Genomic DNA, 20616 nt, shown 5'->3' on the forward strand with positions numbered 1-20616 from the left:
AGTCTTCCCCCTACTTGTATAGGAAAACACCTTAGCAAAATGTCAGTTGAATGCAACAGAAAGCCGCTATAAAAAAGTTGCCGGATTATATCAATCGTTCCGGCAACCGTGCGGACATTTAAAGCGGGATCAAGGCGCGATAGCGGCGTTGAAGAAACCGCGCGCGGCGCTCAGGCAGAACGGGGCCACCAGGCCGGCGTGGTAGTTGTCGGCCACGGCACGCTCGCCCGATTCGCCGCTCTTGATGGCGTCGAGCTTGACGGCCAGCTTGGCGGTGGCGAAGTTGACCTTCACCGAGCGGTACGGATCGGTGCTGCCCGGGGTATCGTCGAGATCGACTTCGGTGACCATCGAGGCCGCGCTGCCGGCCCGGAAATAGTCGACCGCGGCGCGCGTGTTCAGGTACGAGACGGTACGGTCTTCATGGCCGCCGCACAGCAGCAGCGGCGCCGCCGGGGCGAAGGTGCGCAGGTCGTTCTTGACGAACAGCTTGCGCAGCGGATGCCCGGGCGCGCAGGCCAGCGGGGCGCCGGCCGTGACGCTGCACGGATGGGCTTTCAGATCGGCCAGGTAAGCGTTGCGGTAGCTGGTCTTGAACAGGTTGCCGCTGCCAAAAGAATCGGCATAGCCGTCGGCCTGGGGCAGCGAATCCTTGGCGAACAGGGCGTTGTCGGGCCAGCCCGGGGTCTTGAGCAATTCGTCCACGGTGATGGCGCCGCTGGCGAATTTGTCGACCGCGGCGGCGAACGGGGCTTCGTACAGGTCGCCGGCGGCGCCGTACACACCGGCGTTGGCGCGCTGGCCGGCATTGATCAGCACCGGCAGGAAACCGGTGCTGCCCTTGCCTGGCTTGCCGTTGAACATGTCGTCTCCGAACTGGACCAGCGCATACGGACCGGACATGCCGGCTGCGGCGGTGACCTTGAATTCGCCGGCCAGGTTCTGCATGGCGCGCTGGGTGGCGACGGCCACGTAGCCGCCCTGCGAGTAGCCGGTCACGAACAGCTTGCCGGAGTCGCTGGTCTTGACGGCGCCGAACACGCTGCGCGCGGCGCGCAAGCCGTCGATCATGTCGTTCGATTGTTGGGCGGCGTCGAGGTAAGGATGGTAAGCCAGGGTCGAGCTGTCGTAGCCCGCGTAGTTGGGCGCGACCACGATGAACCCGCGCGCGGCGAACATGGCGGCGACCAGGCGCGACTCGGTGCTGGTCAGGGTCGACATGTCGTATTTCCTGTCGGACGTGGTGCCGTGCGCGTACAGCAGCACCGGGCGCGCGCCGCTGCACTCGGCAGCGCTGCCGGACGGCACCATGATGGCGGTGCTGGCGTCGGTCGCCTCGCTGATGCCGCCGACGGTGTTGTAGCGCACCTTGTAGGTCGTCACGGAACACTTGAGGTCGCCCGTGAGGGCGGTGGTGCCGCCCTTGAGCGAGTCGAGCAGCTTGCTGAACACGGCCGGCTCCAGGGTCGTGATGTTGGCGCCGTTGGCGCTGACCGGCATCACGGCGGCGCCGCCGCCGATCACGCTGCCGCGTGCCGGCGCCGGGGTCGGCGTTGGCGTCGGTGTCGGGGTCGGGGTCGGGGTGGGAGTCGGTGTCGGGGCTGGCGCGTCGTCGCTGCCTCCACAAGCCGTTAATGATAGGGTGAGGAGGGCAGCGAAAGCGAGGCGCATGATTAGTCCGTCAGGAAAATGGTTCGTGGTTGAGCAGGCCGTGCACGATGCCGGTCGAGCCATGCGCGGCCCGGCGCAAACGGTCGTTTACGCCCAGCCAGGCATCGTCCTGCGGCGGTGCTTCGACCAGTATCAGGTCGGCCCCGGCCGTATCCATCGCGCGCAGCGCCGCATAAAGTGCGTGTGCGAAACCTTCCGGGCTTGTGGGTAACTGACTCTCAGCGAACACATCCGGGAAGTGCGAGTAGTGTATCAAAGCGACATTTTTTCCCGCCTTCTTCAATCGTGCGAGGGTGCCGGCAATCTCATGGCTGCCCTGCATGGCCACCGGGGTGTGCGGCGCGTAATGCGATTCCAGGGTGCCGGAAGCGCGCGGGGCGGCGGCGTCCGGGGCGGCCGGCAGCGCGTCGATGACGGCGGCGATCGCTTCGGCGCTGATGTGGCCGGGGCGCAGCAGCACCGGGCCGTGCGTTGCCAGGCGCGACAGGTCGACGATGGTCGACTCGATCCCGACCGCGCTCTGGCCACCGTCGAGCACGGCATCGACCGTGCCGTCAGCACCGAACTCGTCAATGACGTGCTGGGCGGTGGTCGGGCTGACATGGCCGAATTTGTTAGCCGAGGGCGCCGCCACCCCTCCCCTGCCGCCCTTGAACGCTTGTAAGAGCGCAATGGCGACCGGGTGCGAGGGGCAGCGCAGGCCGACCGTATCCTGGCCGCCCGAGACGGCGTCCGGAATGTTGGGGGCGCGCTTGAGGATCATGGTCAGGGGGCCGGGCCAGAAGGCGGCCGCCAGTTGCTCCGCTTCGGCGGGAATGGCGGTCGCCCAGTAGCCCAGGTCGGCGCCGGGCGCGACGTGGACGATGACCGGGTGGTCTTGCGGACGCCCCTTGGCCTGGTAAATGCGGGCCACCGCCTCCGGATTTTCCGCGTCGGCGCCCAGGCCGTAGACGGTCTCGGTCGGCAAGGCCACCAGGCGGCCCTGCTCCAGCAGGCGGGCGGCCGCCTCGATGGCGGCCAGGTCGAGCGCAGCGCCCGTCATGCCGGAATGCCGAGAATGGCGCAGGCGGCGGCCAGCTGGGCCTGGGCTTGGGCCAGGGTCGGCGCGATGAAGGTCACATGGCCCATCTTGCGTCCGCGCCGCGCCGCTTCCTTGCCGTACAGGTGCAGGCAGGCGCCGGGCAGCGCCAGCAGCTCGGCCCAGGCCGGCTCCGTAGGGGTTTCCGAACCGGATGCAAACCAGATGTCACCAAGCAGATTGAGCATGACGGCCGGCGAATGCTGGCGCACATCGCCCAGCGGCAGGCGCGCCATGGCGCGTACCTGTTGCGCGAACTGGCTGGTGACGCAGGCATCCATCGTGTAGTGGCCGCTGTTGTGGGGACGCGGCGCCATTTCGTTGACCACCAGCGAACCGTCGGTCAGCACGAAAAATTCGATGCACAGCACGCCCACATAGGCCAGCTCGTCGACGATGACCTTGGCGGCATGCTGCGCCTTGGCGGCGCTATCAAACGACACGTTCGGTCCGGGCACGGTGGTGGTGAACAAGATGCCGTCGCGGTGCACGTTTTCGGCGATCGGGTAGACCACCGACTCGCCATCGGCGCCGCGCGCGGTCAGGACCGACACTTCGTAGGCCAGCGGCAGCATTTTTTCGAGCAGGCAAGTGACACCGCCCATGGCGGCAAAGGCCGCGCGCACGTCGTCCCGGGTGCGGACCACGGCCTGGCCCTTGCCGTCATAGCCCATGCGCACCGTCTTGAGGATGCCCGGCAGCAGCAAGTCCTCGATGCTGTCGATATCGTCCGGCGTGGCAATCGTCTTGTGCGGCGCCGGGGGGACCCCGGAACGCGCCGCGCAGCCAGCCAGAAAACGCTTTTCGGCAATGCGGTCCTGGGCGATCGCCACACAGTCGGCGCCCGGTGCGACAAAGGCGTGCGTGGCCAGCAGCCGCAGGCTGTCGGCAGGCACGTTTTCGAATTCGGTGGTCACGGCCACGCAGGACTGGCCCAGCTGGGCCAGCGCCCGGGCATCGCTGTAATCGGCCGCGATCAGGCTGTCGGCGGCGTGCCCGGCAGGGCTGTCGGGCGCCGCTTCGAGTACGGCCACCTTGAAACCCATGGCCTGGGCGGCGTGCACGAACATGCGGCCGAGCTGGCCGCCGCCCATCACGCCAAGACGGGCCGGCGGCAAAAAGGGAGAGTGCTGCTTGCTCATACCGGCAATACCGAAGCCTTGGCAGCGGCCGTCTGGCGCGCGCGGAATTGCTCAAGTTGCGCGGCCAGCGCATCGTCGGTGCATGCCAGCATGGCCACGGCCGCCAGCGCCGCGTTGGCCGCGCCCGCTTCACCGATGGCGAAGGTGGCGACCGGAATGCCCTTGGGCATCTGCACGATGGACAGCAGGGAATCCTTGCCCGACAGATAGCGCGACGGCACCGGCACGCCGAGTACCGGCACGATGGTCTTGGCCGCGATCATGCCGGGCAAGTGGGCGGCGCCGCCGGCACCGGCGATGATGGCGCGCAAGCCGCGCGCACGGGCGCTTTCGGCATACGAGAACATGTCATCGGGCATGCGGTGGGCCGAGACGACCTGGGCTTCGAACGGCACGCCGAAGTCCTTGAGCATGTTGACGGCGTGCTGCATGACTTCCCAGTCCGACGAGGAACCCATGACGATGCCGACCAACGGTTTGATTTCTGGAGTGCTCATCATCAAGCCTTCAGCGTTTCGCCGGTCAGGCGCTCGAGCGCTTCGACGTATTTGGCGCGGGTATTGGCGATGACTTCGCTTGGTACGGCAGGGGCCGGCGCGGCCTTGTTCCAGTCGGTCAGCGTTTCCAGGTAGTCGCGCACGAACTGCTTGTCGTACGACGGTGGCGACATGCCGACCTGGTAGCTCGACATCGGCCAGAAGCGCGACGAATCCGGGGTGAGGATTTCATCGATCAGGTGCACGGTGCCGTGCTCGTCCAGGCCGAATTCGAACTTGGTGTCGGCGATGATGATGCCGCGCGTGGCCGCGTATTCGGCGGCGGCGGTGTAGAGCTTGATCGCGTAGTCGCGCACCTGGGTGGCGATGTCGGCGCCGACGATCTTCTGGGCTTCGTCGAACGAAATGTTTTCGTCATGGGCGCCGGCCGGGGCCTTGGTCGATGGCGTGAACAGCACGTTCGGCAATTTTTGCGCTTCCTGCAGGCCGGCCGGCAGGTCGATGCCGCAGACCTTGCCGGTTTTCTGGTAATCCTTCCAGCCGGAACCGATCAGGTAACCGCGCACGATGGCTTCGATGCCCAGCGGAGTCATTTTCCTGACCACGATGGCGCGTCCTTCGACCTGCTCGCGCTCTTCAGGCGAGACCAGCGAGACCGGATCGATGCCGGTATCGTGGTTGGGCATCAAGTCCTTGTACTTGGCGAACCAGAAATTGGACATGGCCGTCAGGATCTTGCCCTTTTCGGGGATCGGCTCATTCAAAATGACGTCGAAGGCGGACAGGCGGTCGGTCTGGATGACCAGCAATTTGTCGTCGCCAACGGCGTAAATGTCGCGGACTTTCCCACGGTGCAGGAAAGGCAGGGACTTCAGGTTTGTTTCGAGAACGCCAGACATGTGAATCCTTGAGGTGGTTAGGGCAGCCAGCCCGGCTTGCTATCGGTGTGCAATTCATCTGTCACCAAGCCTTCGTAGGGCGTGTCGAAGGTGCCGAGGGTGACGGCGATACGGCTGCTGTGCTCGGCCATCTGCCAGGTCAGGTTGGCGCCGCACACGCCGCAGAACGCGCGCTCCACGCCGGGCGAGGACGCGTAGCGCGTGATCGCATCAAGACCGGCGACGATGCGCAGTGCCGAGGAAGCCACGTTGGCATAGGGGCCGTTGGCCGCGCCATGCTGCTTCTGGCACATGGTGCACCAGCAGATGCCAGCGTATTCAACGTCGCCGTGGATTTCGTAGCGGACCGCGCCGCAGAGGCAGCTGCCTGTGTACATGATGAAAGATGGTCAAAAAAACAGCGATAATGACAGGACAAAAACACACGCGCCCAAAGGCGCGTGCGGTGTTACGGTTTATTCGTACTGCAAAACATCCTGCAGTTTACTTCACGATCTGGGCCAGCTCGCCCTTTTTGTAACGCTCAGCCATCTGGTCCATGGTCATGACCTTGATCTTGGCCGCCTGGCCTTCGCAGCCGAACGACAGGAAGCGCGCCTTGCAGATCTCGGTCGCCGCTTCGCGCGCCGGTTTCAGGAAGTCGCGCGGATCGAACTTGGATGGGTTCTCGAACATGTACTTGCGCACGGCCGCGGTCATCGCCAGGCGGATATCGGTGTCGATGTTGATCTTGCGAACGCCGTGACGGATGCCTTCCTGAATTTCTTCGATCGGCACGCCGTAGGTTTCCTTCATGTCGCCGCCGAATTCGCGGATGATGGCCAGCAGTTCTTGCGGCACCGACGAGGAACCGTGCATCACCAGGTGGGTGTTGGGGATGCGCGCGTGGATTTCCTTGATGCGGTCGATGGCGAGGATGTCGCCGGTCGGCTTGCGCGTGAACTTGTAGGCGCCGTGCGAGGTGCCGATGGCGATCGCCAGCGCGTCGCACTGGGTGCGCTGCACGAAGTCGGCCGCTTGCGCAACGTCGGTCAGCAGCTGTTCGCGGGTCATCAGGCCGTCGGCGCCGTGGCCGTCTTCCTTGTCGCCCTTCATGGTTTCGAGCGAACCGAGCACGCCCAGTTCGGCTTCGACGGTCACCCCGATCGAGTGCGCGAATTTCACCACTTCACGCGACACGTCGACGTTGTACTCGTACGAGGCAACGCTCTTGCCGTCGGCTTCGAGCGAACCGTCCATCATCACCGAGGTGAAGCCGGAGCGGATCGCGGTCATGCAGACCGCCGGCGACTGGCCGTGATCCTGGTGCATGACGACCGGAATGTGCGGATACGCTTCGACAGCGGCGTCGATCAGGTGGCGCAGGAAGGCTTCGCCGGCATACTTGCGCGCGCCAGCGGACGCTTGCATGATGACCGGGGAACCGACCGCGTCGGCGGCAGCCATGATGGCCTGCACCTGTTCGAGGTTGTTGACGTTGAACGCAGGCAGGCCATAACCGTTTTCGGCGGCATGGTCCAGCAGTTGACGCATGGATACGAGGGACATGGTAATACTCCAAACAATAGAAACCGGTTTGCTGCCACGGGAGCGCAGACCGCGCGGGTAGCGCGCAACGCTTGTGGCAACGGCGGCGGGGGCTGTGATTCAGCCGCGGCCGCACATTCGATGCATGCCGCGCCCGCCCGGGGCGCGGCGAAATTCAATTAGCCAAACTCGCCGACGCGCACGATCTTGAGTGCGTTGGTGCCGCCGACCTGCCCCATCGGTTCGCCCCAGGTGACGACGATCATGTCACCTTTTTTGACGATTCCTTTGGCGACCATCAAATCTTCCGCCTGCTTGAGCACCGCCGTGCTGTCGCCTTCCTGCATCAGGTTGTAGGCGCGCACATTGCGGTACAGCGCGGCCTTGCGGTGGGTGGTGGTGCTCGGCGTGAGCGCGTAGATCGGCGTATCGATGCTGTGACGGCTCATCCACAAGGCGGTCGAACCGGACTCGGTCAGGGCCACGATGGCTTTCACGCGCAGGTGGTGCGCGGTGAACAGGGCGCCGTAGGCGATCGACTGGTCGATGCGGGTAAAGGTCACGTTGAGGAAGTCGGCGTCGAGCTTGTTGTACTCGGACTGCTCGGCTTCCAGGCAGATCGCGGCCATCATTTCGACCGTTTCGATCGGGTAGCGGCCGGACGCGGTTTCGGCCGAGGTCATGACGGCATCGGTGCCGTCGAGCACGGCGTTGGCGACGTCCGACACTTCGGCGCGGGTCGGCACGGCGTTGACGATCATCGATTCCATCATCTGGGTGGCGGTGATGGCCAGCTTGTTCGATTCGCGCGCCATGCGGATCATGCGTTTTTGCAGCGCCGGCACGGCGGCGTTGCCCACTTCCACGGCCAGGTCGCCACGGGCGACCATGATGCCGTCGGAAGCGTCCAGGATTTCCTGCAGCACAGGAATCGCTTCGGCGCGCTCGATCTTGGCGATCATCATCGGCTTGTGGTGGAACGGTTCGCCGGCGATATTGGCCAGCTGGCGCGCCATTTCCATGTCGGTCGCGCTTTTCGGGAAGGAAATGGCAAGATAGTCGGCCTGGAAACTCATGGCCGTCTTGATGTCTTCCATGTCCTTGGCGGTCAGGGCCGGCGCGGTCAGGCCGCCGCCCTGGCGGTTGATGCCCTTGTTGTTGGACAGTTCGCCGCCGACTTTGACGACGGTGAAGATTTCGTGGCCGAGGATGCGCTCGACCACCAGCACGATCAAGCCATCGTTGAGCAAGAGCTTGTCGCCGGGACGCACGTCGCGCGGCAAGGCTTTGTAGTCGAGGCCGACGCGTTCCTGGTTGCCCAGTTCGCCGTTCTCGCCCCACTTGGCGTCGAGGATGAATTTCTCGCCGTTTTCCAGGAAAATCTTGCCCTGTTCAAATTTACCCACACGAATCTTGGGACCCTGCATGTCCGCCATGATCGCCACTTCGCGCCCGCACTGGGCGGCGGCGCGCCGCACCAGGTTGGCGCGGTCGATGTGGTCCTGCGCCTTGCCATGCGAAAAATTCAGCCGGACGACATCGACACCCGCTTCAATCATGCGGACGAGAATATCGAAATCGGTCGAAGCCGGGCCAATCGTTGCGACGATCTTGGTACCACGAAACATAGAGTGTCCTTGAAGTGAAAGCGCAGCCGGGAGGGCTGCGCTGTGGGCTTACTGGGAACTGCGTTGTAACAGGATTTCAACTGCCGGCAGGGTTTTTCCTTCGAGGAATTCAAGGAAGGCGCCACCGCCCGTGGAGATATAGCCAATTTTATCGCTGATCGCGTATTTTGCAATCGCGGCCAGGGTGTCGCCGCCGCCGGCGATGGAAAATGCGTTGGAATCGGCAATGGCCAGCGCCAAGGTTTTGGTGCCTTCGCCGAACTGGTCGAATTCGAACACGCCGACCGGGCCGTTCCAGACGATGGTGCCGGCCTTGGCGATCTGTTCGGCCAGCATGGCGGCCGTTTTCGGGCCGATGTCGAGGATCATGTCGTCGTCAGCCACATCGGCCACATCCTTGACGGTGGCCGCCGCCGTTGGCGAAAATTCCTTGGCGCACACGACGTCCACGGGAATCGGCACCTGGGCGCCGCGCGCGGCCATCATGTCGATGATGGCTTTCGCTTCGGCGACCAGATCGGCTTCGGCCAGCGACTTGCCGATGTTCAGGCCGACGGCCTTCATGAAGGTGTTGGCGATGCCGCCGCCGACGATCAAGTTGTCGACCTTGTCGGCCAGGGCCTTGAGGATCGACAGCTTGGACGAGACCTTGGAACCGGCCACGATGGCCAGCAGCGGACGGTTGGGGGCGCCCAGCGCCTTGCCCAGCGCATCGAGTTCGGCGGCCAGCAGCGGGCCGGCGCACACCACCTGGGCGAATTTCGCGATGCCGTGGGTGGTCGCTTCGGCGCGGTGGGCGGTGCCGAAGGCATCGTTGACATAGATATCGCACAGCTTGGCCATCTTCTGGGCCAGCTCGTCCGCATTCTTCTTTTCGCCCTTGTTGACGCGGCAGTTTTCCAGCAGCACGACCTGGCCGGCGGCCACGTCGACACCATCGACCCAGTTTTGCTTGAGTTCAACCGGCTGGCCCAGCAGTTCAGCCAGGCGCGCGGCGACCGGCGCCAGGCTGTCTTCCGGCTTGAATTCGCCTTCCGTCGGACGGCCCAGGTGCGAGGTGACCATGACGGCGGCGCCAGCCTTGAGGGCGGCGGCAATCGCCGGCACGGATGCGCGGATGCGGGTGTCTTCGGTGATCTTGCCGGCGTCATCCTGCGGCACGTTGAGGTCGGCGCGGATGAACACGCGCTTGCCCTGCAGGGCGTGTTGATCGATCAGGTCTTGCAAACGGGTGAAATTCAGAACAGCGTGCATTGGCGATCCACGAGTCAAATGATGAAAGAACGCTATTTTACCGCAAGCCCAGCCCGAAAACCCTACTGTAAGCAGATACGCAATGCTGTAAAGAACAGCATGCCGAAAATGATGGTTTCAAGCATATTTCTTCGCAGCAGGTAATAGCCGGTCGCGGCCAGTCCGGCGATCAGCTTGTAGTTGTCCAGGCCCAGGTGCAACTGTCCGGCGTTACCCAGAAACAAGTCGGGCGCGATGATGGCCGCCAGCGCGCAGGCCGGGGCAAAACGCAGCATTTCCTGGACCCGCTTGGGGATGGTGATGTGGTGGCCGATCAGCCAGAACGAGCTGCGCGTGGCGGCGGTGGCAAAGGCCAGGGCGACGATGGTGATCCAGATTTCGAGGTCAGACATGGGGCTCTCCCTTGGCGGCGAGGGCTTTCCGGGTCCGTTTTTCGTTCAGTTCCTGCACCGTCATGGCGGTCAGCATGCCGAGCAAGACGGCGGCCAGCAAGCCCAGCTTGTACGGCAATTCGTAGGCCAGCACGGCGGTGGCGCCGGCCACCAGCACGCCGCACAGGGCGGCCCGGTTGATGGTCAGGGGAATCATGATGCAGAGAATGGCCAGGGTGCCGGCAAAGCCCAGGCCCCACTCGGTCGGGACCGCGCTGCCTAAAAACACCCCGGCGATCGAGCCAACCTGCCACGAGACCCAGTTCGGATACAGCAAGCCCTTGAGGTAAGACACCTTGCCGTGGGCCGGTTCTTCGCTGGGGAAACGCTGGAGGAACAGGGCCACCGTCAGGTCGCCCGCCGTGTAGCCGAGCAAAAAGCGCTTTTGCCACGGCAGGTGGGCGAAATGGGGGGCCAGCAAGGCGGAAAAGATGACGAAACGCAAATTGACCACCAGCGCGGTGGCAAATACCACCCAGATGGGCGCATCGGCCGCGATCAGGGGGAGCGAGGCCAGCTGGGCCGAACCGCCGAAGACGATCAGGGTCATGCCCAGCGCTTGCGGCACCGTCAGGCCGCTCTTGACCATCGCAATGCCCACCACCAGGCCCCACGCGCCGATGCCGAACAGGGTCGGCAGGCCGGTCTTGAACGCTTCGCGCCAGATGGCCTGGTCTTCATCGGCGGGACGCAGCGCGGCCGGTGGCGGAGTCACGTCATTCATGTGGTTTTCTTGCCACAACAGGATCTGGCAACTGGTACAAATGAAACAATGCGGTCTGGCATGAAGCGCAATCAGTGTGAGCGCCGACACGCTTGTTTTCATAGGGAAACAAGCGAACACGGCCGTAATTTGGTCAGACTATTTTACCGATCATTTCGGCTAATTGCCCGAATCCGCTAAAATCGAGGTTTTGCATGCCTGACGGAGAATCCATGAACGCCACGAAAACGCCAGCGGTAGAACTCGGCGACAAAGACTTGCCGGCCCATTGCCCCAATCCGGCGATGACGCTGTGGTCGTCCCATCCGCGCGTCTTCCTCGATTTCGGTCATGATGGCCTGGCCAAGTGTCCGTACTGCGGCACCGAATACCGCCTGAAGCCGGGCACGGTGATGGCGCACCACTAAGCTGTCCCTCCCGGCCCCCTCCCCCACACATTGCCGAGGCCGCATGAAACGACGCAAACAACTCAACGGTAGCGCGGCCGAGGTCGAAGCCGCGTTCTATGATGCGCTCAACCGTGCCGACGTCGAGGCGCTGATGCTGCTGTGGGCCGATGACGAGGAAATCGTCTGCATCCACCCGGGCGGGCCGCGCCTGCTCGGGCATGCGGCGATCCAGGCATCGTGGGAAGCGATCCTGGAGCGGGGCGCGCTGCAGATCCGGCCGTCGCAGCTGCACGAGACACATAATTTGATGAGTTCGGTGCACACCGTCATCGAAGGCGTGACCTCGACCGGCAGCGAGCCGGCCCATCTGCTGGCCACCAACGTGTATATCAAAACGCCGCAGGGCTGGCGCATCGTGCTGCACCATGTGTCGGTCGCGCCGGGCGTGGCGCCGGCGCACGAGCATCCGACCTCCAGCCTGCACTGATTTCAGCGCTGCCGATGCCCTCGCCGATGCCCTACACATCGCCCCTGTGGCTGCCCGGCGGGCATCTGCAAACCATGTATCCGGCCGTGGCCATTGCACGCCCGGCGGTGGCGTTCCGGCGCGAACGCTGGGAGGCGCAGGACGGCGACTTCGTCGATGTCGATTTCGTCGATGGCGAGCCGGGACAACCCTTGGTGGTGCTGTTCCACGGGCTGGAAGGCTCGTCCGCCAGCCACTACGCGCGCGCCTTGATGGCGGCCATTGCCGCGCGCGGCTGGTCGGGCGCGGTGCCGCACTTTCGCGGCTGCTCGGGCGAGCCGAACCGGGCGCCGCGTTTTTATCATTCGGGCGACGCGGGCGAAGTCGACTGGATCGTGCGGCGTTTGCGCGCGCGCACGGAAGGCAAGCTGTACGCGGCCGGCGTCTCGCTGGGCGGCAACGCGCTGCTGCGCTGGCTGGGCGAGTCGCAGCATCAGGCCGGGATTGTCGATGCGGCGGTGGCGGTATCGGCGCCGCTCGATCTGGCGCGCGGGGGCGAGTCGCTCTCGTCCGGACTGAACATGGTATATACGCGCATGTTTCTAAAAACGCTCAAGCCCAAGTGCCTGGCCAAGCTGGAACAGTTTCCGGGACTGTTCGACCGCGACGCGCTCATGGCCGCGCGCGACCTGTACGCCTTCGACAACGTGGTCACCGCGCCGCTGCACGGCTACCGCGATACCGACGATTACTGGCACCGCGCCAGCGCCAGGCATGTGCTGGGCGACATCACGGTGCCGACCCTGGTGCTCAATGCGCGCAACGATCCGTTCCTGCCGGGGAGGTATCTGCCGAAGACAGCCTCGCGCGCGGTGACGCTGGAGTATCCGGAGCATGGCGGACATGTGGGTTTTGCGGTGGGCAATCTGCCGGGGCGGCTGGACTGGCTGCCGCGCCGCATCCTGCGTTTTTTCGACGCGGTACAGGCGTCGCGTAGCGGGTCGCGTAGCGTGACCAGCTACGCGACGCGCGCGCCAGGCGCGGACGAACTATGCGAAGCTGCCGCCCATGGATGATATTGTTAAAAAAGCGATGGCCAAATGGCCGGATGTGCCGCATTGCTACGGCTGGCTGGCACTCGATGCGCGCGGCGCCTGGCGCATGCGCGACGAACGGGCCCAGCATCTGAACCTGCCCGGCGACAAGGTGGTGCAGACGGCGCTGCTCGGTTTCATCAACCGCAACTACATGGCCGACGAGCGCGGCTGCTGGTATTTCCAGAACGGGCCGCAGCGCGTGTTCGTCAACCTGGAGGCGACGCCGTACATTGCGCGCACCGATCCGGCGCATGGGCTGGTGCTGCACACGGGCGAGGCGGTCGAGGCGATCGGGCGCGCGTGGATGACGGAGCATGGCGAGTTGATCGTCTCCTGCGCCGGCAAGATCGCGCAGGTCGATGACCGCGACGTGGCACAGCTGATGGCGGCGCTTGACATCGACGGCAACAGCGCGTCCGATGAGGCGCTGATGGGCTGGCTGGAAGGCGGCGCCGGCCAGTTGACGCTGCGTTACAAGGACCAGGCGGCGCCAGTCGAACGGATTGCGCACGAGCAGGTGGCGGCGCAGTTGCAGTTTGTGCGGATGCCGGCGCCATAAGGTATTGGCGGTATTGGCGTCGATTGAAGCACGATCACTCCTCACTGCCAGACAGGGCGCCGCTGCCGGCATGACGATGCGTTGGCGGCCCATCCAGCTGGCACGCAGGGCGTCGCGCACGCCTGAGGCAGCGCAAAGGCTGGGCAGGGACGCTCGCTACAATGCGCCATGCCCGCCTCTCACGCCCCTCACGACCTCGGATACCGTTCGCTGTTCGCCCACCCGGAACTGGTGCGCGAACTGATCACGGATTTCACTTCCTTCAAGCTGCTCGATGAGGTCGCGCTGTCGGCCTTCGAGCGCGTCAATCCAGCCTACGTGAGCGAGCGCTTGTCGGCGCGCCAGGACGACATCGTCTGGCGCGTGCGGATCGGCGAGCAGTTCTTGTACGTGTACATCCTGCTGGAATGCCAGTCCGGCGTGGACCGCTGGATGGCGCTGCGCATGCAAACCTACATCGGCTTGCTGTACCAGGATCTGGTCAAGCGCCACGAATTGTCGCCAGGCTTGCTGTTGCCGCCGGTGCTGCCGCTGGTGTTCTACAACGGTTCGCCGCACTGGAGCGCCAGCATGGACTTGGCCGGACTCCTCATGCAAGCGCCCGCCGAGCTGGCGGCGTTCCAGCCATCCCAGCGCTACGTGCTAATCGACCAGCAACGCCTCGACAGAACGGCGCTGGAAGCGAATGCCAGCTTGCTGGCGCTGCTGTTTCGGCTTGAACTTTCACTCGTTCCCGATGTCTTAAATAATGTCGCGCCTGCGCTGACGACATGGTTCAATAGCGCCCCGCAGGCCAGCCTGCGGCGCTCGGTAAAGGTGTGGGTAAACGGTTTGCTGGCACGCGGAACCGGCAAACCCGCATTGTTCACGTTCGATAGTATGGAGGAGGATGCTGACATGGGAGGCAAACTTGCAACCTGGGCCGAGCAGCTCGATGAGATCGGCTTTCGAAGAGGAAGTGCCGAAGGCAAGGCTGAAGGGGAACTAGCAGCACTGCGCGGGGTACTGGAAAGTCTGTTGCGCATCAAGTTCCGCGACGTTCCGGAACCGGTCATGAAACGTATTGAGCAAGCCTCGCAAGCAGAATTGCATCGATGGATCGAGCAGAGCGTCAACGCCCCCGGCCTGCAAGCGCTCTTTGGCGATGATGCAGCCAATACGCAAGGCCAGCCTGGCTGAGGGCAGACGAGCCATCATTTACGCCGCGTGAATGATCGGGCGGCACAGCGTTTCGCTTCTGGCCCGCGGCGCCGCATCGGTCAGCATCCGGTTACTTCTTCGCGTCCTTCATCTCTTCACGCCGGCGCGCCTGCAATTCGCGTTCGCGGGCGTCGATCACCGCCATATCGTAGAACGAGGCATCGCTGGCCTTGCGCGCAATGGTCAGCTGGTCGAGCGCGGCCAGCATGCCGCCGCTGAGCGCATACGATTCGGCCAGGGCCAGGTGCTGCAACGCGATCTTGCCCTGCGCCGCATAGGTCTTGGCCAGCAACTCATGCAATTTCGGCTCCTCGCGGTAGAGCTGCACCTGGTCGCGCAGGAAGCGCGCGGCATCGTCGAGCTTGCCGTTGACGATCATCGCGTCCGCATACTGGCGCGCAATGCCGCGCGAGAGCGGATAGCGCAGGTGCGCCTGATCGGCATCCTTGAGCGCCTGCTGCTTGACCAGCGCCGGCTGGCCGGACGCGAGCTTGATTTCCAGCGCCAGGCTGGCGAACATGGCGGCGCCGTCGGAACTGGCCTGTCCGGTTGAAAACACGGCGCCTTCGGCCGGACGCACGGTGCCGCGCGCCTTGTCGAGCCAGGTCTGGGCCCTGGCCAGGTCGCCTTTCTTGAGCGCCAGGAACGCCAGTCCGTATTGCGCGCCAGCCTGCTGCTGGCGGCTTTGCTGGGTCAGCTGCGCATCGAAAAACGCGGCCGCGTCCACCCTTCCCTGCGTGCTTTCATCCTGCAGCACGCGGGCGCGCGCGCGCACCAGGTGAAACTCCAGGCTGTCGACGCGCTGGCGGTACGGGGTTTCGCGGATGCGCGCCTGGATGTCGGAAATGCGCTCCGAGGTCAGCGGGTGGCTGCGCAGATAGGCCGGCATCAGGTCGCTGTAGACGCGGCTGGCCGCCTGCATGCGGCCGAAAAAGGCCACCATGCCGGAGGTATCGTAGCCGCCCGCGCCCATGATCTGGAAACCGATGCGGTCGGCCTCGCGCTCGGCGTCGCGGCTGAAGTTAAGCTGGCGCTGGATCTGCAAGCCCTGCCCGCCCATGAACACGCCGATCGCGGCATCGGCACCGCCCTTGGAGGCAAGCGCGGCCAGGATCATCGCCGCCAGGGGAATGAGCGCATCCTGCTTTTGCTGGCCCAGCATGCGCGCAATGTGGCGCTGGGCCACGTGGCCGATTTCGTGCGACATGACCGAAGCCAGTTCGGACTCGGTCTGGGCCGCCAGCAGCAGCGCCGAGTGCACGGCAATGAAGCCGCCGGGCAGCGCGAAGGCGTTGAGCATGGGGTCGCGCACGGCAAAGAAATAGTAGTCGGCATTGGTTTCGCCGCGCGCGCCCGGGTAGGAGGCAACCAGGCCGCCGCCGAATTCGTTGAGGTATTCGAGAATCGGATCGTCGTCGAGGAAATCGTGGTCGCGCTTAATGTCGCGCATGATTTCCTCGCCCAGCCGCCGTTCGAGCACGGGAGACAGGTCTTCGCGCGCGGTGTCGCCCAAGGTGGGCAAGCTGGCGGCGTTCAGCTTGTTTTGGGCGCCGGCGGGCTGCGCCAAGCCGCCCAGCGCCGACATCAGGGCGATGGACAGCAGCAGGCGCGCCTTGAAACGGCGCGGCAGGCTGATGGTGGCTGGAGCGGTTTTGGATTTCACGGTGCTATGATAACCGCAACTGCGCCGCAACTGCGCAGCCTCGCATCAGCACCCGCGACTTGACTCGATTTGTTTCCCTACTACCCTCTTTCGATCCGATGACAACCTCCCAGAACGACCAGCTTACCCACTTCGACGCCACCGGCCAGGCCCACATGGTCGACGTCGCCAACAAAAGCGATACCCACCGCATCGCGGTGGCTGCGGGCACCATCCGCATGAAGCCGGAAACGATGGCACTGGTGGTGTCGGGCAGCGCGAAAAAGGGCGACGTGCTCGGGATCGCGCGCATCGCCGCCATTATGGGCGCCAAGAAAACCAGCGAGCTGGTGCCGCTGTGCCATCCGCTGGCGATCACCCGGGTCGCCGTCGATTTCGAGGTCGACCAGGCGGCCAGCAGCGTGCATTGCCGCGCCCAGGTCGAAACGGTCGGCAAAACCGGGGTCGAGATGGAAGCGCTCACTGCCGTGCAAGTTGGTTTGCTGACGATTTACGACATGTGCAAGGCGGTCGACCGCGGCATGGTGATGACCAATGTGCGGGTGCTGGAAAAACAGGGCGGCAAGTCGGGCGACTGGCATGCCCCGATCGATGAGTAAGCGCTGCCATCCGCCGGACGGATGTAAGTGCTCACTGTAAGCGCGCAGTTCGCCGACATCACGCCCCAGCATGACACATAGCCGCCAAACATGACCTACGCGCCATGATCGGCGGCCGCTACGACGTCGGCTAGGTTTTAAGCGGACAAGCCGGGGTGGTGTACTCGGCCGCGATACCGTCCACTTCACATTTCCAGGCACCGTTGGACTCGCGCGACCAGGTGACTTTTTTGCTTGCCACGCCGGCCGGACCGCCTTTGATCGTGCACGTGATACCGGTTTTACCTTCATTAGCCGCCTCGACGCTGAGTGTGCAGTTCGCCGTTTCCGGTGTGCTGAACCGGGTAGCCTGCATGGTTTTGGCGGCATCCATGGTGGGCGTCATGACAATTTCGGCATCGATGCCGATTTTGCCGCCGCCCGCTTCGGCGACGGCCGCGCCTACTTTCGCCTTGGCGACATAGTCCTGGTACATCGGCAGGGCGATGGCCGCGAGGATGGCGAGAATGGCGACGACGATCATCAGCTCGATCAGGGTGAAGCCACGTTGCGAACGACAATGGGCCCATTTTATTGATTTCATGTTGCTGCTCCAATGAGATGACATGCATTGAGATACGGCGCGACCGTCGCCATGGGCGAACGGAAGCACCAGCAGTGAAACAAGGAATTGCGTTTGAGCGAGAACTTTGCTCAGGGAAAGCGACCGGCCGAAAATAAACCTCGACAGGCGAATCCGTTCGACCTGCGCCAGGCGCAGGCAGTTCAGCTTTAAGCAAGGGACGTTGATGTAGCTTGTGGTGGCGCGCCGAACGGGGAACTTATGCGGCGCGCACCGGTATGGCGGGGGGAATTACAACAACTTGCCGCAGCAAGCTTGTCGCATTACGGAGGGCAAGAGGCGCTGGTATGTTTGGGGTCGACGCCGGTGGCGCTGCACGTCCAGGCGCCGGTGCTGGCACGCGACCAGCTTATCTTTTTGCCCGTGACACTGGCGGGACCGCCCTTGATCACGCAGCTGACACCGACTACCCCGGCAACCGCGGCCGTGGTGCTGATCGTGCAATTAATCGACTCGGACTGGAGCTTGGTGGCAAGCATGGTGGTTGCGGCATCCAGATTGGGCGTGTTGACGATTTCGGTATCGATACCGGTGCGTGCTCCCGCTGATTCTTCGATCGCGACGGACACTTTGGACTTGGCCACGTAATCCAGGTAGAGCGGCATGGCAACCGCCGCCAGCACCCCGATGATGGCAACGACGATCATCAACTCAATCAGCGTAAAACCAGCCTGGCGACGGTCTGCGATGTGCTTGAAAGATGTCATCATGGCGCGATTGGTGGCAGGTGAGATGGGCGGGCTATCGATTACAGGATAGCAGCGTCATTAAATTTGGGGAAGAAAGACCTGGAGGTTCAAGGCACGACAGGATTTGCCGCATGTATCTTGAAGCGCGGTGGCTTGGTTTCACGTTGGAAGACTGTGCAACTGTACTGCTGCGCTGTGTCGTCGCCTTACTGCAGGGAAATCCGAAGCGGCTGTGAACAGGTTATTGACAATGTCGTGCGAACAAGCTGGGTGAATCTGCAACATACCCCCAAGCAATACTGCTCGGGGGTATGGAATACTAATTAATTAGTATTAAACCTTGCATTCTTTTGGTTTGAATTTGTCATTAACGCTCGAGGTGCAGGCCCATTTGCCGTCACCAGCAGTACGTTCCCACTTGATGGTTTGACCGGTGACGTCCGAATTGCCGATCATCGTGCACTCGATGCTACCAGCGCCATTGATCGTGACGGCTGCGGCGATGGCCGAGCAACGCTTGGTGTTCAGTGCCAGGCCGACTTCTTGAGGGGTAGAAGTAAGATCGCCAGCTGCCAGGCGGGTTTCTACCTGCACTTTACCTGGGGTGATTTCAGCCAGGGAAGCAGCAACTTGCGACTTAGCAACATAATCCTGATACGCTGGCAGTGCAACAGCAGCCAAGATACCGATAATTGCAACAACGATCATCAGTTCGATCAGGGTAAAACCAGCTTGCGCTTTTTTCATCATTTTCATCGATTTCATTTTAATACTCCTAGTTGTGAATTTTTCGGAACTACTGGACCGTACATGGATATAAGCAATTGCTGTGCCAGCTCGCTCCGGCGGCATTTTTCCCGCGAGCGGCCGAATTTTCACGAATCACGCGCGGTTTCGATTGCAGTAGTGACAGATTTTGGCAAATCTGGGTGTCACTTTTTGTCGTTTGACATATTTTGCCCCTAAGGCGCGTGTTGGCCGATGCTGCAGCCCCCGTTTTTGCCCGTCGGAAGGTCGGCAGCAGGCGGCACAGGACGTCGACCGGGCGCGACTGAACAGTAACGGGGGGATCCGGCGGGGAATGCGAGCCCGCGGCAACGCCGCAGCGCTGCGCGCCAGGAGAGGCAAGATCGCAACTATTCATCAGCGGGGCACCCGGCGCATATTGTCGGCAGCTCGCGGGAAGCAGTGAGCGGTGAGCGGTGCGGCGTACGCGCCAGCGCTCGTGCACAACGGCGGTCAGTATCGATACTGTCACCGACAAGGTTCGGCTGTACAGGGCTACCAACGGTCGTCTATTGCCGGCTATCACTAAGAACAGTGACGCCACTTCCCCCCGGCTGTCGCTGACGCTAGCGCAGGCTGTCGAAGGTCTGCTCAAGGGCATCATCGTTGGCGGCGGATTCGCCATGTCATCATATAGTGAAGCAGTGCCGTGCGGTAGCTGCGGCCCACCTTGCGAAAATGCGGCAGCACCGCGCGCTTCGTGCGTACGCCCGGCAGGCTGCTTCCCGGATCGCGCCGTCCTCGTACGGCGCGCTGAAGCCCGCGGTAAGCTTCGGCTTGCAGCACGCCTCGATAGCTGGCGAGGCGGCTTTGCCGATGGATGACCTTGCAGCCAGCCCCATGATGAGAAATTCACGACAGGGCACGGCCTACTCATCCGCGTCAGGTATAGCGTACGCTTCCCTCCCGCAGCACAAGGTTGGGCGGGGAAAGCAGCAGTTGATGGAGCGGGAGCCTTGTCGGCACCGTACGGATGATGCTGGAGAGATACAGGTCTGCTTGACGGGTGCCTGCCGCCCCTTGGCCAGGCCAGCCATTGCGGCCCCTTCCGGTGCTCTTACCGGGAAGCCGTGATAAAAAAAAGCCCCGGTCTCCGGGGCTTGTCTGGCAAGAAATCACATCAGCTACAATCTTTTGGCTTCACGTTAGCCGGTATCGTGGAGGTGCACGCCCAGCTGGCGGACACGCCTGGTACGCCGGCAGTGCGTTCCCATGCGATGACCAAACCATCCACGCTCGCGTTCCCCTTCAAGGTACATTGCAGCTTTGCCACACCGGAGGCATCTACCGCCACCGTGATCTCGCAGCGTTTGGTACTGCTCATCAGGCCGAGTTCATCAGGGAGCGAAATAGCGCTGTCAAGCCCTTCCGAGATTTTTGTTTCGACAATGACTTTGCCCGCGGCGATTTCCGCCAGGCCGGCTGTTGCTTGCGAACGTGACACGTAGGTCTGGTAAGCCGGCAACGCCACGCTAGCCAGAATGCCGATGATTGCCACAACAATCATCAGTTCAATCAGTGTAAAACCTCGCTGCTTGGCCGTCGGTGTCAGGTTTGTTTTCATTGTATTCCTCCGGGCAGTCAAAATTGCCAGTGATTAACTATTCCAGAGATGCAGCAATTGTCGTGCCAGTCCATTCTAGTGTTTTGTCGACCGTTACAGCTCGACTTGGGGGTAGAAGCGCCACTTTTCGC

The 20616-nt window shown here is 63.1% G+C and carries 22 protein-coding genes; 6 read left to right on the forward strand and 16 right to left on the reverse strand.

Annotated features, from left to right (window positions below):
* Positions 1 to 129 precede the first annotated feature (129 nt).
* The 11 genes from RBA41_RS05590 to RBA41_RS05640 form a co-directional block, all read right to left on the reverse strand.
* Positions 130 to 1671 (reverse strand): alpha/beta hydrolase family protein, encoded by a 1542-nt coding sequence (locus RBA41_RS05590; RefSeq protein ID WP_306621858.1) that lies wholly within the window; start codon positions 1669 to 1671, stop codon positions 130 to 132.
* A gap of 10 nt (positions 1672 to 1681) precedes the next feature.
* Positions 1682 to 2713 carry an L-threonylcarbamoyladenylate synthase gene (locus tag RBA41_RS05595; RefSeq protein ID WP_306621860.1) on the reverse strand — a complete coding sequence of 344 codons (1032 nt, stop codon included), beginning with the start codon at positions 2711 to 2713 and terminating at the stop codon, positions 1682 to 1684.
* On the reverse strand, positions 2710 to 3891 hold the full coding sequence (locus RBA41_RS05600) for a 5-(carboxyamino)imidazole ribonucleotide synthase (RefSeq protein WP_306621862.1): 1182 nt from the start codon (positions 3889 to 3891) through the stop codon (positions 2710 to 2712). The genes RBA41_RS05595 and RBA41_RS05600 overlap by 4 nt, the downstream gene beginning before the upstream one ends.
* A complete protein-coding gene (purE, locus tag RBA41_RS05605) occupies positions 3888 to 4388 on the reverse strand; it encodes a 5-(carboxyamino)imidazole ribonucleotide mutase (RefSeq protein WP_306621864.1) in 501 nt (166 codons plus the stop codon). Before purE ends, RBA41_RS05600 begins: the two co-directional genes overlap by 4 nt.
* Positions 4389 to 4390: 2 nt before the next feature.
* Complete coding sequence (locus tag RBA41_RS05610) at positions 4391 to 5287, reverse strand: phosphoribosylaminoimidazolesuccinocarboxamide synthase (protein ID WP_306621866.1); 897 nt, start codon at positions 5285 to 5287, stop codon at positions 4391 to 4393.
* Between the two features lie 17 nt (positions 5288 to 5304).
* The gene (locus RBA41_RS05615) at positions 5305 to 5664 is read right to left on the reverse strand and encodes a GFA family protein (protein ID WP_306621868.1); all 360 of its coding nucleotides are present in this window, start codon (positions 5662 to 5664) and stop codon (positions 5305 to 5307) included.
* Between the two features lie 106 nt (positions 5665 to 5770).
* Complete coding sequence (fba, locus tag RBA41_RS05620; RefSeq protein WP_166877905.1) at positions 5771 to 6835, reverse strand: class II fructose-bisphosphate aldolase; 1065 nt, start codon at positions 6833 to 6835, stop codon at positions 5771 to 5773.
* Between the two features lie 158 nt (positions 6836 to 6993).
* Entirely contained in the window at positions 6994 to 8442 is a 1449-nt protein-coding gene (pyk, locus tag RBA41_RS05625) for a pyruvate kinase (protein ID WP_306621871.1), read from the reverse strand.
* Between the two features lie 48 nt (positions 8443 to 8490).
* Entirely contained in the window at positions 8491 to 9696 is a 1206-nt protein-coding gene (locus RBA41_RS05630) for a phosphoglycerate kinase (protein ID WP_306621873.1), read from the reverse strand.
* Between the two features lie 62 nt (positions 9697 to 9758).
* Positions 9759 to 10088 carry a branched-chain amino acid transport AzlD family protein gene (locus tag RBA41_RS05635; RefSeq protein ID WP_306621875.1) on the reverse strand — a complete coding sequence of 110 codons (330 nt, stop codon included), beginning with the start codon at positions 10086 to 10088 and terminating at the stop codon, positions 9759 to 9761.
* Positions 10081 to 10851 carry an AzlC family ABC transporter permease gene (locus RBA41_RS05640; RefSeq protein WP_099874978.1) on the reverse strand — a complete coding sequence of 257 codons (771 nt, stop codon included), beginning with the start codon at positions 10849 to 10851 and terminating at the stop codon, positions 10081 to 10083. Before RBA41_RS05640 ends, RBA41_RS05635 begins: the two co-directional genes overlap by 8 nt.
* 212 nt (positions 10852 to 11063) lie before the next feature.
* Here RBA41_RS05640 and RBA41_RS05645 point away from each other — a divergent pair, with 212 nt between their 5' ends.
* From RBA41_RS05645 to RBA41_RS05665, 5 genes are all read left to right on the forward strand, one after another.
* The gene (locus tag RBA41_RS05645; RefSeq protein ID WP_099874977.1) at positions 11064 to 11258 is read left to right on the forward strand and encodes a zinc-finger domain-containing protein; all 195 of its coding nucleotides are present in this window, start codon (positions 11064 to 11066) and stop codon (positions 11256 to 11258) included.
* Between the two features lie 43 nt (positions 11259 to 11301).
* A complete protein-coding gene (locus tag RBA41_RS05650; protein ID WP_306621878.1) occupies positions 11302 to 11727 on the forward strand; it encodes a YybH family protein in 426 nt (141 codons plus the stop codon).
* A gap of 26 nt (positions 11728 to 11753) precedes the next feature.
* Positions 11754 to 12782: a YheT family hydrolase gene (locus RBA41_RS05655; RefSeq protein WP_306621880.1), complete on the forward strand. Its 1029-nt coding sequence runs from the start codon at positions 11754 to 11756 to the stop codon at positions 12780 to 12782.
* Positions 12775 to 13362, forward strand: coding sequence for a DUF2946 family protein (locus tag RBA41_RS05660; protein ID WP_306621882.1), 588 nt, complete (start codon positions 12775 to 12777; stop codon positions 13360 to 13362). The genes RBA41_RS05655 and RBA41_RS05660 overlap by 8 nt, the downstream gene beginning before the upstream one ends.
* 168 nt (positions 13363 to 13530) lie before the next feature.
* Positions 13531 to 14541 carry an Rpn family recombination-promoting nuclease/putative transposase gene (locus RBA41_RS05665; RefSeq protein ID WP_306621884.1) on the forward strand — a complete coding sequence of 337 codons (1011 nt, stop codon included), beginning with the start codon at positions 13531 to 13533 and terminating at the stop codon, positions 14539 to 14541.
* Positions 14542 to 14632: 91 nt separating this feature from the next.
* Here the strand turns inward: RBA41_RS05665 and RBA41_RS05670 are convergent, their stop codons facing one another.
* A complete protein-coding gene (locus RBA41_RS05670; RefSeq protein WP_306622056.1) occupies positions 14633 to 16147 on the reverse strand; it encodes a M48 family metalloprotease in 1515 nt (504 codons plus the stop codon).
* Positions 16148 to 16323: 176 nt separating this feature from the next.
* On the opposite strand from RBA41_RS05670, the gene moaC reads away from it, so the two are divergent.
* On the forward strand, positions 16324 to 16824 hold the full coding sequence (gene moaC, locus RBA41_RS05675) for a cyclic pyranopterin monophosphate synthase MoaC (RefSeq protein ID WP_306621886.1): 501 nt from the start codon (positions 16324 to 16326) through the stop codon (positions 16822 to 16824).
* A 130-nt stretch (positions 16825 to 16954) separates the two neighbouring features.
* Here moaC and RBA41_RS05680 read toward each other — a convergent pair whose 3' ends face one another.
* From RBA41_RS05680 to RBA41_RS05695, 4 genes are all read right to left on the reverse strand, one after another.
* Positions 16955 to 17347: a pilin gene (locus tag RBA41_RS05680; protein ID WP_374709488.1), complete on the reverse strand. Its 393-nt coding sequence runs from the start codon at positions 17345 to 17347 to the stop codon at positions 16955 to 16957.
* Positions 17348 to 17709: 362 nt separating this feature from the next.
* Positions 17710 to 18156, reverse strand: coding sequence for a pilin (locus RBA41_RS05685; protein WP_306621888.1), 447 nt, complete (start codon positions 18154 to 18156; stop codon positions 17710 to 17712).
* A gap of 312 nt (positions 18157 to 18468) precedes the next feature.
* Positions 18469 to 18900, reverse strand: a complete 432-nt coding sequence (locus tag RBA41_RS05690) for a pilin (RefSeq protein WP_306621890.1) — start codon at positions 18898 to 18900, stop codon at positions 18469 to 18471.
* A 1141-nt stretch (positions 18901 to 20041) separates the two neighbouring features.
* Positions 20042 to 20485, reverse strand: a complete 444-nt coding sequence (locus RBA41_RS05695) for a pilin (protein ID WP_306621892.1) — start codon at positions 20483 to 20485, stop codon at positions 20042 to 20044.
* Positions 20486 to 20616 lie beyond the last annotated feature (131 nt).

Source organism: Massilia scottii (assembly GCF_030846495.1).
In the GTDB taxonomy this organism is placed as follows: domain Bacteria; phylum Pseudomonadota; class Gammaproteobacteria; order Burkholderiales; family Burkholderiaceae_D; genus Telluria_A; species Telluria_A violaceinigra.